This is a genomic window from Microbacterium sp. ProA8, assembly GCF_039905635.1.
In the GTDB taxonomy this organism is placed as follows: Bacteria; Actinomycetota; Actinomycetes; order Actinomycetales; family Microbacteriaceae; genus Microbacterium; species Microbacterium chionoecetis.
This window is the reverse complement of record NZ_CP157000.1, coordinates 3205803-3222465: the sequence shown is the minus strand read 5'-3', so window position 1 is coordinate 3222465 and position 16663 is coordinate 3205803. Positions and strand designations below refer to the sequence as shown.

Genomic DNA, 16663 nt, shown 5'->3' with positions numbered 1-16663 from the left:
GTCTGGATTGTGGAACCGGTTCCGGGCCTCATTGTGCCGTGATCGCCCCGCAAACGCCACCCCGGTGGTCGGTGTTTACCGAGTTGTGATCCGGGGACGTTGTGTCGCCCTGCGGCATCCCCTACCGTGAATATGGAATCGGTTCCCGATCCATACGAGCGGCGCCGCAATGCCTTGCGGCTCCGCGACTCGAAGAGGAGGCAGACGAACATGACTGCACTGCGATCACGTCGTCGACACGGCTACATCGCGCTGGGGCTCGCCACCGTCGCGGCACTGACTCTCGCGGGCTGCGCCGAGGGCGGAGACGAGGGCGACGCGGGTGACGGCTCGCTCGAAGGCGAGACCGTCGAGATCTCCGGCGGCATCACCGGCTCTGAGGCTGACAATCTGCAGAAGTCGTTCGACGCATTCACCGCCGACACCGGCATCGAGGTCGTCTACACCGGCGACAAGGGCTTCGAGGGCAACATCGTGACGAAGGTCGCCGGTGGTTCGGCGCCCGACATCGCCATCGTGCCCCAGCCCGGTCTGTTCCGCTCGCTCGTCGACACTGGCGAGGTGCAGGAGGGGACCGAAGAGGTCGCGGCCAACGTCGACGAGTACTGGGCGCCCGCCTGGAAGGATTACGGCTCGGTCGACGGCACCTTCTACGCTGCTCCGATGCTCGCGAACGTCAAGGGCTACGTCTACTACTCGCCCAAGAGCTTCGAAGAGTGGGGCGTCGAGATCCCTGAGACGTGGCAGGAGCTGCTCGAGCTCACGGCGACGATCCAGGAGAAGACCGGCCAGCCGCCGTGGTGCGCCGGATTCTCGTCCGAGGCCGCATCCGGATGGCCGGGCACGGACTGGGTCGAAGACCTCGTGCTGCGTCAGGCCGGCGCCGACGTGTACGACAGCTGGGCCGCCGGCGACACCCCGTTCACCGACCCCGATATCGAGGCCGCGTTCGACGAGGTCGCGAAGGTCCTGCTCGACCCGAAGTACGTCAACGCCGGGTTCGGAGACGTGAAGAGCATCAACTCGACGGCCTTCGGCGACCCGATCGCCTCGGCGGTCGCCAACGGCACCTGCGCTCTCACGCACCAGGCGTCGTTCCTCACTGCGAACTTCCTGGCGGTGCAGACGGCGGAAGGCGGGACGCCTGAGGTTGCCGAGGACGGGGACGTGTACGCGTTCCTGATGCCGGGATTCGAGGGTGAGCCGTTCTCGGTATCGGGCGGTGGCGAGTTCGTCACCGTCTTCTCGGACGACGCCGCCACGCAGGCTGTGGCCGAGTACATGTCGACCCCGGAGTGGGCGGACGCGCGGGTCGAACTCGGCGGCGCCATCTCGGCGAACACCGGCGCGGACCCGTCGCTGGCGTCGAGCAAGTTCCTCACCGACGCCATGACGGTGGTGCAGGACCCGGAGACGGTCTTCCGCTTCGACGCCTCCGACCTGATGCCGTTGACGGTCGGCTCGGGGTCGTTCTGGCGTGGCATGGTCGACTGGATCGACGGCAAGCCGACGCCGCAGGTCCTGGAAGACATCCAGTCCGGTTACGACGACTGACGCACCACACCTCGGGGCCGGGACCGCACCGCTCGCGGAGCGGACCCGGCACCCGGGGTGATGTCATCCGTCGGCGTCGACGGGGGAAGGCAGAACATGTCTCAGACCGCAACATCGGCGGAGCAGGCAAAGGCGACTCCGCCGCCCGAAAGAGGCGGCAACAAGCCGCCGTCGCGTGCGACGACGCGCATCGTGATCACGATCGGCTTCATCCTGATCGCCGCCCTCGTCGTCTTCCTGTTCCTGAGCCCGCCCGCCCCTGACGCGCCGCCGACGTCGCTGGGCTTCTCGTTCAACTCGTTCTTCCAGTGGATCGGCAACCTCAGCCCCCTCGTCCAGATCCCGATCGTCCTCCTGGTCTTCGGCGTCGTCGTCGCGATTCTCCTGGTGCTCATCGAGTACGCGCCACGCAAGGGCACGGGTTACTTCTGGCTGAGGCTGATCTCGTGCTTCGCGATCCCGGTGCTGGCGTTCATGATGCTGCGGCCGTACCAGAACGCGGTCATCTACGTGATCCCGATCGCGCTCATCGCGGGCGGCCTGCTCTTCTACGCCGACTACCGTGCGCGCGAAGGCGCCGGATATCTGTACCAGCTGACGCTGTTCCTGGCGCCCGCGGCGATCCTGATCCTGATCGGCCTCATCTATCCCTCGATCGCGACGATCATCCAGTCGTTCTTCGACAAGAGCGGCGAGAACTTCGTCGGCATGGAGAACTACGTCTGGGCGTTCACGAACCCGCAGGGGTTCTGGTCGATCATCAACACCCTGATCTGGGCGATCTTCGCGCCCATCTTCGCGACGATCGTCGGACTCGCGTACGCCGCGTTCATGGAGCGTGCGCGCGGCGACCGGATCCTCAAGATCCTGGTGTTCATCCCGTTCGCGATCGCGCCGGTGAGCATCAGCCTGATCTGGAAGTTCGTCTACGACTACCGGCAGGGGGAGCAGATCGGCACCCTCAATGCGCTCGTCGTGGCGTTCGGCGGTGAACCCGTCCGCTGGCTCGACGTCTGGCCGCTCGTGAACACGTTCTGCCTGCTGTTCGCCTTCGTGTGGGCGCAGACCGGTTTCGCGATGGTGGTCCTGTCGGCCGCCATCAAGGCGGTGCCTGCCGAGCAGATGGAGGCCGCGCAGCTCGACGGCACCAACGCGTGGCAGCGGTTCACCAACGTCACCGTGCCCGGGATCCGCACGGCGATCGTCATCGTGCTCACGACGATCACGATCTCGGCCCTCAAGCTGTACGACATCGTGGCGGTGATGACCGGCGGCCGGTCCAACTCGACGGTGCTGGGCTTCGAGATGGTGAACCAGCAGCAGCGCTTCCAGAGCTACGGGCATGCGGCAGCGCTCGCAGTGCTGATCTTCGTGTTCGTCACGCCGCTGATCATCTACAACGTCAGACAGCTCCGCCGACAGAGGGAGGTGCGGTGATGACCGCCGTCGACGACAAGACGACCCCGCAGCTCGACCGGGCGGCGGCGCGCAAGGTCGCGCGCGAGACCCGTCGCAACGAGGCGCAGGCGCAGAAGCGCATGACGTCGCCCGTGGCGACGGTGATCGCCGTCGCGATCGCCTTCCTGTGGACGATCCCGACCCTCGGGCTGCTCATCACGTCGTTCCGTCCAGGCGCGGACTCCGCGTCGTCGGGATGGTGGACGGTCTTCACCAACCCTGACTTCACCCTCGGGAACTACCAGGCCGCCCTCACCTCCGGCGGCACGGCGCTGACGCTGGGCGAGTCGTTCCTCAACTCGCTCGCGATCACGATCCCCGTGACGATCTTCGCCCTGGCGATCGCGTCGCTGGCCGCCTATGCGTTCGCGTGGATGGACTTCCGAGGCCGGGGCGTGCTGTTCGTGGCGGTCTTCGCGCTGCAGATCGTGCCCATCCAGATGGCCCTGGTGCCGCTGCTCAGCCTGTTCTCGCGCGGGCTGGAGATCGGCGACGTCGCGGTCTTCCCGGGCCTCGAGATGCGGGAGGTCGATCGCAGCTTCGCGACGATGTGGATCGCACACGTCATCTTCGCCCTGCCGCTGGCGATCTTCCTGCTGTACAACTTCATCGCCGAGATCCCCTCCGACGTGATCGAAGCGGCGCGGGTCGACGGGGCAGGTCACGGGCAGATCTTCTTCCGCATCATCCTGCCCCTGGCGACCCCGGCGCTCGCGTCCTTCGCGATCCTCGAGTTCGTGTGGGTGTGGAACGATCTGCTCGTGGCGACGATCTTCGCGCCATCCTCGTCGCTGCCGATGACGCAGACACTGAACTCGCTGTCCGGGTCGTGGGGCGATCAGTGGTTCCTGATCTCGGCGGGCGCGTTCCTCGTGCTGGCGGTGCCGCTCATCGTGTTCCTCTCACTGCAGAGGTTCTTCGTGCGCGGCCTGATGGCGGGCGCGACGAAGGGCTGACACACCAGGGCGGACGGATGCCGCGACCCGACGCACGAGGTCGGGCGCGGCATACGCGGTTGGGGCCGCGTTCTCCGAGCGCCCCGCTGTCTGCCGGCATTCGGGCGCGGCCCGCGTCAGCCCGAGCAGCCCAGGCGCGCCTGCATCGACTGCATCGCGTCGATCTCGGCGGTCTGACCGTTCTCGATCGCCTGCGCCACCTCGAGTGCGCGAGGGTCGGTGCCGAGGTCGAGGAGCGCCTCGGCCATCGGGATCGCGCCCTCGTGGTGGCGGATCATGAGCGCGAGGAACAGGCAATCCGCCTCCTGCCCCGTGGCGGCCTTCAGCGCGGCGATCTCTTCTGTGGACGCCATGCCCATGGCCGCGTGCGCCTCTTCATCGCTCATCGGCTGGCCGGAGGCCGCGCCGTCGTGAGCGTGCTCGTCGGACACGTTCATCCACTGCATCATCGGGCCGCCGCGCTGGGGGAGGCCCCACTGCACGAGCCAGTCGTACATCTGACCCCGCTGACCCGCCTGCCCGGTGGCGATGTCGTAGGCGAGGGTGCGCAGCTCCTCGTCCTCGGTCTTGCCGTAGATCTCCATCGCCATCTCGATCGCCTGCGCGTGGTGCACCTGCATGTCGCGGGAGAATCCGGCCTCCGCAGAGGCCGTGCCGGGGGTGGCCGCGGCAGACTGCGAACCGAACGTCGAGAAGCGTCCGACCGCGAAGGCGAGCGCCGCGATCAGGACGAGCGCGACGGCGGGGACGAGCCATCGCCGGGCAGCCCCGGTCGACGTCTCCTCCGGCACGCCGCGCCTACTTCTTACCCGGCGCTTCGAACGCGCCGGTGCAGGCCGCGCCCGGCTCGGGAGCGTTCGTGCTGTTCCAGTACGCCGTGATGAACTCCTCGATGCGCTCGTCGTCGGCGGAGTCGAGCTTGAGCTGGGCGTTCCACGCACTGAGGGCGATCGGGCTGTCCATGTCGTTGTACGGCGAGAGCACCGTGTAGGTCGAGGGGAGCGCGTCCTCGAGCTGGGCGATCTCCTCTTCCGACACCTGTGCCGGGTCGTAGGTGACCCAGACCGCGCCGTGCTCGAGAGAGTGGACGGCGTTCACATTGGGCACGGGCTCGGTGTAGACGCCGCAGTTCAGCCATGCGACGTTGTGGTCGCCGCCCGCCGGGGGAGTCTGGGGGTACTCGACATCGCCCTCGACGTGGTTCGCCGTGTTGGTGAACGTCTCGACGCCCTCGATGCCGCTGCCATCGCTGTCGCCCCGGTCGTAGGTCGGCGCGGGCGCCGGCGCGAAGACGATCGAGGCCACGATCGCCGCGATGACGAGGATGGCCGCCACGGACCCGACGATCCACCACACGAGCTTGCTGCGCCGCCGTTTGGCGAGCTGCTTCTGGTACTCGGCGAGCTTCTCCTGGCGCTTCTGCTCGCGCTGCTGCTTGACGGTGAGGTCGATCTTCGCCTGCGTGGCCGGGTTGCCGCTCGCGCGCTTGTCGGAGGTCGGGGTCATGCTCGTGATCTCTGCCAATCGATAACAGGGGTCTGGGCGCCCGCGAACTGCCGCGGGAGCGCGGACGACGGGTTGTGCCCATCCTATGCGAGCGCATGTGACGGGGCCCTGGGAAGCCGCCGACAGCGGCGGCCAGCCGCGACGGATCGCGGGTGCGGCAGAGGGGAGGCATCCGTTATCATGGGATCTCGAATCGATTCGACCTTGCGGTCGTCTTCTGTGTCCTGGTGCCGATCGGCAGCGCCGGACTCCTCGTTCCCCTCGGTTCCCCTCCGTGCGCCTGCACCGCCCGGTGTCGATGCCGTACTCCTACGCCGCCCGTCGAAACCTCGCCACGAAACGAAGCCCACTGTTGCTCGACACCGCCTCCATCCCCGTCCAGAAGCTCCAGGCCCGCACGCCGCACGAACCGCAGCCGCACCCGCACCCGCACCCGACGTCCACCGGCGCGATCCGCACCCTCGGCAGCAACCCGGCCACCGCGCCGATCGTGCTGCACCCGGGCGATGCGATCACGCACCGCCGTCGGGTCCTCTACATCGTGCTGCTCGGCGCGCTGACTGCCCTCGGTCCCTTCACGATCGATCTCTACCTGCCCGCGTTCCCGGTGCTCGAGGCCGACTTCGATACCACGGCCGCGATGATCCAGCTCACCCTCACGGGGACGATGATCGGCTTCGCGCTGGGGCAGCTCATCGTCGGCCCGCTGAGCGACAAGGTCGGCCGGCGGCTGCCGCTGCTGGCGGTGACCGCGCTGCACGTCGTGGCCAGCGTCGGCGCAGCCCTCGCGCCGACACTCGAGCTGCTGTCGGTGGCCCGCGTGCTGCAGGGCGCGGGAGCCGCCGCCGGCGGCGTGGTGGCCGCTGCGATCGTGCGTGACCTGTTCGGCGGGCGCCGCCTCGTGGTCATGCTGTCGCGCCTCGCGCTCGTCTCGGGCGTCGCCCCGGTGCTCGCGCCGCTCGTCGGCTCGGCCCTCCTCGCCGTCATGCCGTGGCGCGGCATCTTCGTGGTGCTGGCGGTGTACGGCGCGATCATGCTCGTCTCGGCCATCGTGTTCCTGCCCGAGACCCTGCCGCCCGCGCGCCGCCACGAGCGGGGCGCCACCACGGTCTGGCAGCGCTACCGCAGCGTCTTCAGCGACCGCGTGTTCATCGGCGTGCTCATCATCGGCGGCATGACGTTCTCGGGCCTGTTCTCGTACCTGTCCAGCTCGTCGTTCCTGTTCCAGCTGAGCTACGGCCTGAGCGCCCAGCAGTACGGACTGATGTTCGCCGTCAACTCGCTCGGCGTCGTGCTGGGCGTGCAGACGGCATCGCGGCTGGCGGCCCGCTTCGGCCCGCAGTGGGTGATGGCGTGGTCGACGGCGGTGCTGGTGGTCTCGGCATCCGCCATCATCGTCACCGACCAGCTGGGCCTCGGGCTCTGGGGCACGATCGTCCCGCTGTTCGTCTTCATGACCGGGTGCGGTTTCACCTTCCCGTGCGTGCAGGTGCTGGCGCTCGACCGCCACGGCAAGGCGGCCGGCACCGCGCAGTCGATCGTCGGCGCGACCAACTTCGGCGTCGCAGGCCTCATCTCGCCGCTGGTGGGGTGGATCGCGAAGGATGCCGGCATCACGGCCACCACGATGGCCTCGGTGATGGTCGGGTGCGCGGTGGTCGGCGTGCTGGCGCTGTGGCTGATCGTCCGCCCCCGGACGGTGGAGCGCCTCGCGCCCTGACCCGGTGCTCAGTCCGCTGCGGCCACCGGCTGCAGGCGGAAGAGGCGGACGGTGCGGCCGGACTCGCGTTCGTAGTTGCGGTAGCCGGGCCACTGGGCCTCGATGCGCGTCCACACCGCGTCGCGCTCGGCGTCGGGCACCGGGGTGGCGTGGACGAGCATGCGCCGGCCGCGCACGGTGATCGCGGCATCCGGGTGGGCCAGCAGATTGGTGGTCCACGCGGGGTGCCGCGCGCCGGCGAAGTTCGTGCCCGCGACGATCGCGCGTCCCTGCCCGTCGGGCGTGTACATCAGCGCCGCGTCACGCGGCTCGCCGGACTTCGCGCCCACGGTGTGCAACACCAGCGAGGGGACGAGGAGCGCGCTCACCTGCACGCGGCCGTGCGAGATCCACGCCACGAAGCGCTCGACCGGTGGCAGCAGGAGAGGCCCCAGCACCCGCCGGAACACCCGCGTGCGGGTGAGGGGCGCGATGATGGCGCGGACGATGTCGACGACCCGTGCTGGCATGATCCCATCCTGCCGGACGCCGCAGACGCGCTCACGGTCGGAGCGGCCGATGGGCGTCGTGGTGCGAACGGCGGCGCGCGGAAAAAGCCCGGATGAGGTGCATACGGCCGGCTGGCAGGCAGAATAGGGCGATGACCACGACAGAGCGGCGGGTGGCGGTACCCGTCATCGCCTACCTGGTCGCCGGGTCTGTGCTGGTGGTGCTGTCGTGCCTGCTGGGCTGGTGGATCTTCTCGCGCGGCGAAGAGCCGTTCGCGATCGACACGGCGTGGAACAGCTTCGTCGCCGACTGGTGGCATCCCGTGGTCGCCGGGTTCTCGCACGTCCTGAACTTCGTCGGCGCCGGCTGGATGGGCATCCTCGTGGTGCCCATCGGCGGCGCGATCGGGCTCATCCTCTTGAGACGCCCTTGGGCGGCGGCATACTTCCTGGCGGCGGAGGCGGTGTCGGCCGCGGGGGTGCAGGTGCTCAAGCACGCGTTCGGGCGGGTGCGCCCCGAAGACATCCTCGTCCTGTCGGACTACGGCTCATACCCGTCGGGGCATGTGGCCAACGCAGCCACGATCGCCGTGGCGGCCACGGTGATCTTCCCGCGAGTGTGGGTGGGAGTGGTGGGTGCGGTGTGGGTCCTTCTGATGGCGTTCAGTCGCACCTACCTGCATGCGCACTGGCTGAGCGACACCGTCGGCGGCGCCCTGCTCGGCGCGGGTGCGGCGCTGCTCGTGGCGGCCGCCTTCGCCCTTCCGCTGGCTCGCGAGGGAACGGGCGTCCCGGCCAAACGCGCGTGACTAGGCTGAGCGCATGACCGCGCCCGACTCGCCTGCGCCCGACGTCACCGCGACCGATCCGGCCATCCTGGCCGCCGAGGCCGAGCTCGCGCGGTTGCGCGCCGAGGCGGACGCGGCCGAAGCCCAGCTGAAGGCCGCGCAGGCCCGGGCGGCGCTCGCCGCCGCCGAGGCCGCCGCCGCCAAGGCGAAGGCGACCGGCACTCCCGCGCCCCGCCCCGCGGAGGACGCGTCGGCGCAGCCGACGCCCGGCCCCACGGAGGATGCGTCGGCGCAGCCGACGCCCGCTGTTCAGAACGGGCCCGCAGACACGGATTCGGCGGGCAGTGCGAACGCGGGGGAACCATCCGGCGGCACGAGCCAGGGGCCCGCGCGAGCGCCCAGCTCGCCCCCGGCGACGCAGGAACAAACTCCTCAACCGGCCATCTCTCTCACGGAAGCCCGCCCACTCGACCAGAAAGACGTCGAGAAGATCACCTCCGGCTACGCGTTCGAGGAGGCCACCCTCGACCTCGGCGCCCTGCTCAACGGCGACCCGGTGCCGTCGGCGCAGATCCGCATTCCGCTCGGCATGATGAATCGCCACGGGCTCGTGGCGGGAGCGACGGGAACCGGCAAGACGCGCACGCTGCAGGGGCTGGCCGAGCAGCTCGCCGCAAAGGGCGTGCCGGTGTTCGCCGCCGACATCAAGGGCGACCTGTCGGGCGTTGCGACACCGGGGGAGCCGAGCGAGAAGCTGCTCGCGCGCACCCAGGCGATCGGGCAGGACTGGAAGCCGGAGGCGTCGGCGACCGAGTACTTCGCGCTGGGCGGCATCGGCAAGGGCGTGCCGGTGCGCGCCACCGTGTCGGGCTTCGGGCCGCTGCTGCTGAGCAAGGTGCTGGGCCTGAACGACACGCAGGAGTCGAGCCTCGGTCTCGTGTTCCACTACGCCGACGCGAACGGCCTCGCCCTCGTGGACCTGTCGGACCTGCGCGCGGTGCTCAGCCACCTCACCAGCGATGAGGGCAAGGCAGAGCTCAAGGAGCTCGGCGGGCTGTCCGCGGCGACCGCGGGCGTCATCCTGCGCGAGCTGATCACCTTCGCGGATGCCGGAGCCGACGTCTTCTTCGGCGAGCCCGAGTTCGACGTGGCCGATTTTCTCCGCACGGCGCCCGACGGCCGCGGCATCATCAGCCTGCTCGAGGTGCCCGGGGTGATCGACAAGCCGGCGCTGTTCTCGACGTTCCTGATGTACCTGCTCGCCGAGCTCTTCGAGATCCTCCCCGAGGTGGGCGACGCCGACAAGCCCAAGCTCGTCTTCTTCTTCGACGAGGCGCACCTGCTGTTCAAGGACGCCTCGAAGGACTTCCTCGCCGCCATCGTGCAGACCGTCCGGCTCATCCGGTCGAAGGGCGTCGGCGTGTTCTTCGTGACGCAGACCCCCAAGGACGTGCCCTCCGACGTGCTGGCCCAGCTGGGCTCGCGCGTGCAGCATGCCCTTCGCGCGTTCACGCCCGACGATGCGAAGGCGCTGCGCGCGACCGTCGGCACCTACCCGAAGTCGGGGTACGACCTCGAGCGGGTGCTGCAGGAGCTCGGCACCGGCGAGGCCATCGTCACGGTGATGAGCGAGAAGGGCGCCCCCACCCCGGTCGCGTGGACGCGGCTGCGCGCCCCGCAGGGGCTGATGTCGCCGACGCCCGATCCGGCGATCGACGCCGCGGTGAAGGCATCCACCCTGCTCGCGAAGTACGGCACGGCGATCGACCGGGAGTCCGCGCGAGAGATCCTGGCGGCCAAGATGAGGGCCGCCGACGATGCCGCCGCCGCGGAGGACGCGGCCCTCGCGAAGGCGAAGGCCGAGGCAGAGTATGCGAAGCAGAAGGCCGCGATCGACAAGCAGCAGGCCGCCGCCGACAAGGCGAGCGCCGCGGCCGAGAAGAAGGCGCAGCAGGAGTACGAGCGGCTGCTCAAGAAGACGGCGGGCACGACGCGCACGTCGCGATCGACCCAGAAGTCGCCGCTCGACCAGATCCTGAACTCCAAGTCGACGCAGACTATCCTCGGGGGAGTGATCCGCGGGATCTTCGGCACCGGCAGGCGCTGAAGGGCCCCGATCCCCGCCGGCGCACGTTCCCGAGCTCGCGCAGCGCGAAGCGTGCCGACGCCGCGGCGTGGGCGGATCCCTCCCGATCCGGAAGGTTCCCGTGCGCCGCAGAGCTGTCGCCGTCGTCGCGTTGACGCTCGCTGTGGCGACCGCAGCAGCCGGCATCGCCTTGGCGGTGGCGTCGGGGATCGGCGCGGGCGCGGCGGGCGAGGCGGACCCCGGGATGTCGGCGTCGGTGCCGGCCACGTCATCGGAAGCGGCATCGCCGGTGACCGCCGACGACTACTGCTACGTCGAGGCGATGATCTACTACCGGGTCAAGGAGCTGGAGCTCGCCGAGACGCTGCAGCGCAAGGACGGCATCGAGGCGGGCGCCCTCGGGTTCGCCGCCGGGATCGCCGCGCGCGACGCCGAAGATCTCGAAGACCTACGTGCCTGGTATCTGTCGTGGGCCGACGCCCGCCCGCTCGAGCCGCCCGCCGACGGCCCCTGCGCCGGGCACGGTTCCGACCACGCCCAGATGCCGGGCATGCCGTCCTGGAGCACGCTGCAGGGCTTCGTCGACGCCCCGCACCCCGACGCCGAACGGCGGTTCGCCGAGATCCTGCGTGATCAGAACGCGGGCATGGTGGCCCTGGTCACCCTGATCCTCGACGGCGACCCGCATCCGGACGTCGTCGAGTCGGCCGAGCGCGTGCTCGAGCAGTCCGCGTCCGACGCGGCGACCATCGACGGCATCCTCGGCGCCGTGCCCTGATCGCCGGCGGTGACGGATGCCGCGGGCCGCGGCAGCTCCCGCCTTCGCGCCGACGGCGGCGCGTTCTCGTGGGGGAATGGGCGGCGCGTCACCAGTCGCTGAGCGTGCCGAGCAGAGCGAGCGCCTGCGCCGCCCCGCGAAGCGCGCCGACGTGGCGTGCGGCGACGGAGAGGCGCGAGATCGAGGTCGACAGGGTCACCGCTCCGACCGGGCGGGCGGCGTCGTCGTGGATCGGCACGGCCAGGCACCCGCGGTCGGAGTCGAGCAGCGCGACCTGCTCGGTGTAGCCCCGGACCGCATACGCCTCGCGGATGGCCCGGACATCGCCGGACGCTGCGTCGACCCGCCAGGACGGCGCCCGCGGAAGACGGCGGTCGGGGTGGGCGACCAGCCAGAGGTGTCCGATGGCGGATCGGGTCGGGTCGGCCAGCAGCGCATCGGGGTCCGACAGCGGCTGCGCGGGGTCTTCGTCGAGTACCAGCAGCCCGGAGCCGTGGAAGGCGAACAGATGCACGGCCTCTCCTGTCTCGCTGCGGAGGCGATCCACGACGGCCGCGTGGGTCGGTCGAGTGCGGGCACCCACGATCGCGGCGAGCTCGAGCACGCGGGTGCCGAGGAGGAACCCGGAGAAGTCCGGCCGCCGCACGAGGTACTCGTCGCGGACCAGTGAATTGACCACGCGGTAGACCGTCGCCCGTGGTGCGCCGACGGCACGGGCGATCTCGGCTGCCGACGCGCCGCGGTCGTCACGGGCGACCTGTTCGAGGATCTCCAGCGCGAGGCCGAGGCCCTTCTCCGGAAGCCGCGAGTCGCCCGCGAGACCCGCGCCGCTCACGTCCGCGCCGGCCCTTCGATGCAGTCCGCGTCGACCGGCCAGTCGTGTACGCCGATCCGTGCGGCCACGCGTGGGTGACGTGCCAGCCGCACCGAGCCGGCGCCGACGAGGAGGGCGAGGATGCCGGCCGCCCACACCAGCCCGCCGGGGTTGTCGCGCAGCGTCGCGGCGAGGTAGAAGCCCAGCACGCACAAGAGCCCGGCGAGGGGGAGTGCGCTGATGGCCACCGCGCGCACGGTGAGCTCGCCGATCCGCGCGAGGAACACCGGCGCCGCCGCGCACACCAGTGCGTAGGACAGCACGAAGCCGATGATCGCCGCGGGCGAGGTGACGATCCGCATATCCTGCCGGCTGCCGCCGACCGCCAGGATCACGGCAGGCACCGCTGTCACGACCGCCGTGAACAGCACGCCGGCGACCGCGGGCACGCCACGGCCCGAGATCCGGCCGAAGACCATCGGCAGCAGACCCTCGCGGCTCATCGCGAACCCGAGCCGCGTCGCCGCGTTCGTCATCGCCAGGGCGCAGGCGAGGAATGAGATCGCCACGATGACGTCGATGAGGCCGGAGAGGCCGGTCACGGCCGCGAGGGATGCCGCACCCGGCCGCTCCGCCACGATCGACAGCTGCGCGGCCGTCCCGACCAGCATGACGAGCCCCGTCGCGCCGACGCTCACCATCACGGCACGCGGCACCGCCGCGAAAGGACGACGCGTCTCGGGCCCGAGGGCGGCCCCGCTCTCGAAGCCGACGAAGCCGATGAGGGCGAAGGCGACGCCCGTGATGATCGCCTCGAGCGAGAAGTCCGAGGCGCGGGGTACGAGCAGCCCGAGATCCCACCGGGTGAGGCTGAGAGCGGCGATCGAGAGGACCAGTACCGTCATCACGGCGATCGACTCGAGCACCAGGAGCATGCGGGTCGACATCCGCAGTCCGCGGGCGACGGCCAGGGCGATGATCCCGCCGAACACCGTGATGAGGACGGTCACGAGCCACGGGGGAGCGGTGCCCCCGCTGAGGAGGTTCGCCAGTCGCTGCGAGCCCGACGCCAGCGTGTTCATCGCGACGGCGAGGTAGCCGATGCCGAGGGCGGCCCCGGTGACGAGGCCGACGTGGGAGCCGAGGCCCCGCGCCGCGAAGGTGTAGAGCGAGCCCGTGCTCGCGATGCGGCGGGCGAACATGCCGATCACCAGGCCGACGCCCACCACGAGGGTGATCGTGATCGCGATGTCGAGGAACGCGAACGATCCGCTGCGGGCGTAGGCGGCGGCGGGGTGGATCAGCAGGACGCCGGCGGGCGCGGTGGCCGCCACGGACTGCGCGACGACGTCGATCGTATGGGCGTGGCGACGGCGCAGGCCCGCGAATGGCGAGCTGGACCCGAGGTCGTTCCTCGGCCGCGCCTGCTCGATCGCGTCCGCGAGTGCAGTGCTCACGCGTCCTCCTCGGTGCCCGGCGCTCGCCGCGGTGCGGCTGGCCGCGACGCTACCGGGCGCGCGTTGCCGTAAACGGCGGCTCGTGTTTCGACCGCGTGACATCACCTGGGATCAGGGGGCGGGGATCGGCCGGCGTCGTCTCATCAGGATTTCGCTCGGCGTTCGCGGCCTCGTACGACGGCGAAACGGCGCAGGCGAAGAATCGGCCCGACGCGGGTGCGAGCCGCGTCATCGCCCTCGAAAGGAATCCTGTGACCGAACAACAGCTCTCTCCCGAAGGGGACTCGCCGCCCCCTTCGCGACAGCGGCCGACAATCCGCGGCCGACTCCTCACACCGCGCGTCCTGGGCATCGCCTCCGCAGCCGCGGCGGCGGCCGCCGCCGTCGCGCTCGTCTTCGCGACCCAGACCGCCGTGCAGGCGACCTCGTCGCCCGAGACCACGGCATCCACCCCCATCGCCGCCGACAGCACGGACGAGGACGCCCCCGAGAAGGCCGAGGACGTCGCCAAGCCCGCGACGGTCGCGGCCGCCTACGACGCGCTGTCGGGAGCCGAGGTCGAGTACGTGCGGTTCCTCGGCGCCCAGGACGCGGCGTTCGCGGCCGGCGAGGACGTGTTCGGCGAGCCGGGACTGCAGTTCCTCTCCACCGACGTGGCCGACCCGCAGGCGTACACCGACCGACAGCGGCGCCTGATCTCGCTGTACTACGACTACGCCACCAACGAGACGGTCAGCATGATCGTCAACGCGACGAGCGGCGCGGTCGAGTCCGTGGACCGTGCTTCAGGCACCCAGCCCGCTCCGACGGACGCCGAGACCTCGCTCGCGTGGGAGCTGCTGCTCGAATCGGACGCGGCCCAGCCGGTCGTCGACGAGTTCGCCGCCCTCACCGGTGGTTCCGCCCTGACCCCGGCATCCGCCGAGGTCATCCTCACCGCCCACTCGTTCGTCACGGATGCCGGCTCCTTCGGCGCCGAGTCGTGCGGGGTCGACCGGTGCGTGCAGCTGCTCGCCCAGGTCGACGGCGGCGCCTTCCTCACCACCAGCACCTACGTCGTCAACCTGTCGACGCGGGCCGTCCTGTCCATCTCATGACCATGGAGACCCTCCCGATGAAACGAAACCCCCTCCGCCGGCTGCTCGGCGCGGGCACCGCGATGGCTCTGCTGGCGGGTGGCCTCGTGCTGGCCGCGCCGGCCGCGGCCTCCGCCCAGACGGTCACCGAGGCATCCTGCTCCGGCGACTCCCTCGTCTCGAAGACCCTCGAGTCCGGATCCAGCTGGCAGATGTGCTGGCGTCTCGACACCTACCGCGGACTCGTGCTCGACAAGATCGCCTACCAGCCGCGGGACGACGCGTCACCGATCCTCGTGCTCGACTCGATCGCGCTCGCCCAGCTCAACGTGCCGTACGACACCGGCGCCACCGAGTACAACGACGTGACCACCTACCAGGTCGGCGGGCGCCGCCTGCAGGCGATCGAGGCTGTCGACTGCCCGGTCGGCGAGGTGCACAGCGCGTGGGTCGACGCGACCCGTGGTGAGATCCCCGCCGTGTGCATCGGCGAAGAGGATACGGGGCTCGCGTACCGCTCCAACATCGCGCGCGACGCGCTGTATGCGGCGCAGGGCACCGACCTCGTGCTGCACAGCGTGTCGCGCATCGGCTGGTACGAGTACCAGACCGAGTACCGGTTCCACGACGACGGTGAGATCTCGGTGCGCCTCGGTGCCACCGGCGATCTGTCGCCCAACGACTACGTCGACGTCGTGAACCAGGGGTGGCCGATCGCCCCGGGCCAGGAGGACTTCGCGGTCAACCACTATCACTCGGCGTTCTGGCGCGTGGACTTCGGGCTCGACTCCGGCGCCACCCAGCAGGTCGAGAAGTTCGCGACCACCCCGACCGGCGAGTACGGGACCACGGGCGACACCGGTCACACGGCGATCCTCGAGACGCAGCTCACGCAGATCACGAACGAGACCAAGACGATGGGCTCGAACCGCGAGGCCTATCGGGTGGTGAACCCTGAGAGCATCAACGCCGACGGGCACGCCCGCTCGTACGAGATCATCGTGCCGCGGGACCAGGCCTACAACCTCAACCCCGAGACCGACTACGACATCGCGTTCACGTCGGCCAAGTCGGACGAGATCCACGCCAGCCACAACCTCATCCCGTCGAAGGCGGGGCAGATGGTCACCGACTACATCGCCGACGGCGAGACGCTCGAGGACCCCGTGGCATGGGTGAACGTCGGCTTCCACCACATCAACCGCGACGAGGACCAGAGCCCCATGCCGATCCACTGGCAGGGCTTCACCCTCTACCCGCGTGATTTCGCGGCGCAGAACCCGAACATCCCCGAGGGCCGCAAGTGGGTCAACGGCGACATGCGCGGGGTGCCCAACCCCAACATCACGCCGACGCCGACCGCGTCGCCGACGCCGACCCCCACGACGGAGCCGACCACGGAGCCCACGCCGACGCCCACCGAGTCCGGGAACGGGAACGGCAACGGGAACGGGAACGGCAACGGGAACGGCAACGGGAACGGCAACGGCAACGGGAACGGGAACGGCGGCTCGACGGCGCCCGCAGCGGCGCCGGTGACCTTCGACAGTGCCGAGGTCGCGCCGGGTGCGGCGCAGTCCGCGACGGCGAGCGGCTTCACCCCCGGTGAGACCGTGAGCGCCGTGATGCACTCCGACCCCGTCGACGTCGGCACGTTCGTCGCCGACAGTGAGGGCGCGGTGAGCGTGCAGTTCATCGTGCCGTCCGACACACCCGCCGGCGAGCACTCGCTGGTCCTGACCGGGCAGACCTCGTCGGCCGTCGCGCAGGGGTCGTTCACGGTGGCGTCCGCGTCGCCCGCGGCCATCTTCGGCGCACTCGCGACGACCGGCACCGACGCGAACAACTGGGCGCTGTCGGGCCTCCTGCTCCTGACGGCAGGCGCCGGACTGGCGGCCACGTCGTGGCACCTCCGGCGCCAGCAGGCGGCCAAGGTGCACGCGGCCTGACCCCACCCGTGGGGCGACGTGCTCGTCGCGTCG

14 protein-coding genes are annotated in these 16663 nt (G+C 70.3%); 9 read left to right on the top strand and 5 right to left on the bottom strand.

Translation table 11 applies throughout. The features are described 5' to 3' along the window. Nucleotides 1-210: 210 nt before the first annotated feature. The 3 genes from ABG085_RS14540 to ABG085_RS14530 all read left to right on the top strand — a co-directional run bounded on the left by ABG085_RS14540 (nt 211) and on the right by ABG085_RS14530 (nt 3968). Nucleotides 211-1554: an ABC transporter substrate-binding protein gene (locus tag ABG085_RS14540; RefSeq protein WP_347976435.1), complete on the top strand. Its 1344-nt coding sequence runs from the start codon at nt 211-213 to the stop codon at nt 1552-1554. Nucleotides 1555-1650: 96 nt separating this feature from the next. After that, nucleotides 1651-2991, top strand: a complete 1341-nt coding sequence (locus ABG085_RS14535) for a sugar ABC transporter permease (protein WP_347976434.1) — start codon at nt 1651-1653, stop codon at nt 2989-2991. Further along, complete coding sequence (locus ABG085_RS14530) at nt 2991-3968, top strand: carbohydrate ABC transporter permease (protein WP_347976433.1); 978 nt, start codon at nt 2991-2993, stop codon at nt 3966-3968. The genes ABG085_RS14535 and ABG085_RS14530 overlap by 1 nt, the downstream gene beginning before the upstream one ends. Nucleotides 3969-4084: 116 nt before the next feature. On the opposite strand, the gene ABG085_RS14525 is transcribed toward ABG085_RS14530, so the two are convergent. Both ABG085_RS14525 and ABG085_RS14520 read right to left on the bottom strand, forming a co-directional pair. Continuing rightward, nucleotides 4085-4759, bottom strand: a complete 675-nt coding sequence (locus tag ABG085_RS14525; RefSeq protein ID WP_347976432.1) for a DUF305 domain-containing protein — start codon at nt 4757-4759, stop codon at nt 4085-4087. A 7-nt stretch (nt 4760-4766) separates the two neighbouring features. Continuing rightward, a complete protein-coding gene (locus ABG085_RS14520) occupies nt 4767-5474 on the bottom strand; it encodes a DUF3105 domain-containing protein (RefSeq protein ID WP_347976431.1) in 708 nt (235 codons plus the stop codon). A 352-nt stretch (nt 5475-5826) separates the two neighbouring features. Here ABG085_RS14520 and ABG085_RS14515 point away from each other — a divergent pair, with 352 nt between their 5' ends. Further along, entirely contained in the window at nt 5827-7194 is a 1368-nt protein-coding gene (locus ABG085_RS14515) for a multidrug effflux MFS transporter (protein ID WP_347979210.1), read from the top strand. Nucleotides 7195-7202: 8 nt separating this feature from the next. Here the strand turns inward: ABG085_RS14515 and ABG085_RS14510 are convergent, their stop codons facing one another. Beyond that, complete coding sequence (locus ABG085_RS14510; protein WP_347976430.1) at nt 7203-7703, bottom strand: nitroreductase family deazaflavin-dependent oxidoreductase; 501 nt, start codon at nt 7701-7703, stop codon at nt 7203-7205. Between the two features lie 131 nt (nt 7704-7834). Here ABG085_RS14510 and ABG085_RS14505 point away from each other — a divergent pair, with 131 nt between their 5' ends. The 3 genes from ABG085_RS14505 to ABG085_RS14495 all read left to right on the top strand — a co-directional run bounded on the left by ABG085_RS14505 (nt 7835) and on the right by ABG085_RS14495 (nt 11334). Further along, nucleotides 7835-8491: a phosphatase PAP2 family protein gene (locus tag ABG085_RS14505; RefSeq protein WP_347976429.1), complete on the top strand. Its 657-nt coding sequence runs from the start codon at nt 7835-7837 to the stop codon at nt 8489-8491. A gap of 13 nt (nt 8492-8504) precedes the next feature. Next, a complete protein-coding gene (locus ABG085_RS14500; protein WP_347976428.1) occupies nt 8505-10577 on the top strand; it encodes a helicase HerA-like domain-containing protein in 2073 nt (690 codons plus the stop codon). 100 nt (nt 10578-10677) lie between these two features. After that, nucleotides 10678-11334 carry a DUF305 domain-containing protein gene (locus tag ABG085_RS14495; protein WP_347976427.1) on the top strand — a complete coding sequence of 219 codons (657 nt, stop codon included), beginning with the start codon at nt 10678-10680 and terminating at the stop codon, nt 11332-11334. Nucleotides 11335-11422: 88 nt separating this feature from the next. Here ABG085_RS14495 and ABG085_RS14490 read toward each other — a convergent pair whose 3' ends face one another. Together ABG085_RS14490 and ABG085_RS14485 are read right to left on the bottom strand one after the other, a co-directional pair. After that, nucleotides 11423-12169: a helix-turn-helix domain-containing protein gene (locus ABG085_RS14490; RefSeq protein ID WP_347976426.1), complete on the bottom strand. Its 747-nt coding sequence runs from the start codon at nt 12167-12169 to the stop codon at nt 11423-11425. Further along, the gene (locus tag ABG085_RS14485; protein ID WP_347976425.1) at nt 12166-13605 is read right to left on the bottom strand and encodes an APC family permease; all 1440 of its coding nucleotides are present in this window, start codon (nt 13603-13605) and stop codon (nt 12166-12168) included. The genes ABG085_RS14490 and ABG085_RS14485 overlap by 4 nt, the downstream gene beginning before the upstream one ends. Nucleotides 13606-13856: 251 nt before the next feature. Here ABG085_RS14485 and ABG085_RS14480 point away from each other — a divergent pair, with 251 nt between their 5' ends. Continuing rightward, complete coding sequence (locus ABG085_RS14480; protein ID WP_347976424.1) at nt 13857-14702, top strand: hypothetical protein; 846 nt, start codon at nt 13857-13859, stop codon at nt 14700-14702. Between the two features lie 17 nt (nt 14703-14719). Beyond that, the gene (locus tag ABG085_RS14475; protein WP_347976423.1) at nt 14720-16630 is read left to right on the top strand and encodes a hypothetical protein; all 1911 of its coding nucleotides are present in this window, start codon (nt 14720-14722) and stop codon (nt 16628-16630) included. The last annotated feature ends 33 nt before the right edge of the window (nt 16631-16663 follow it).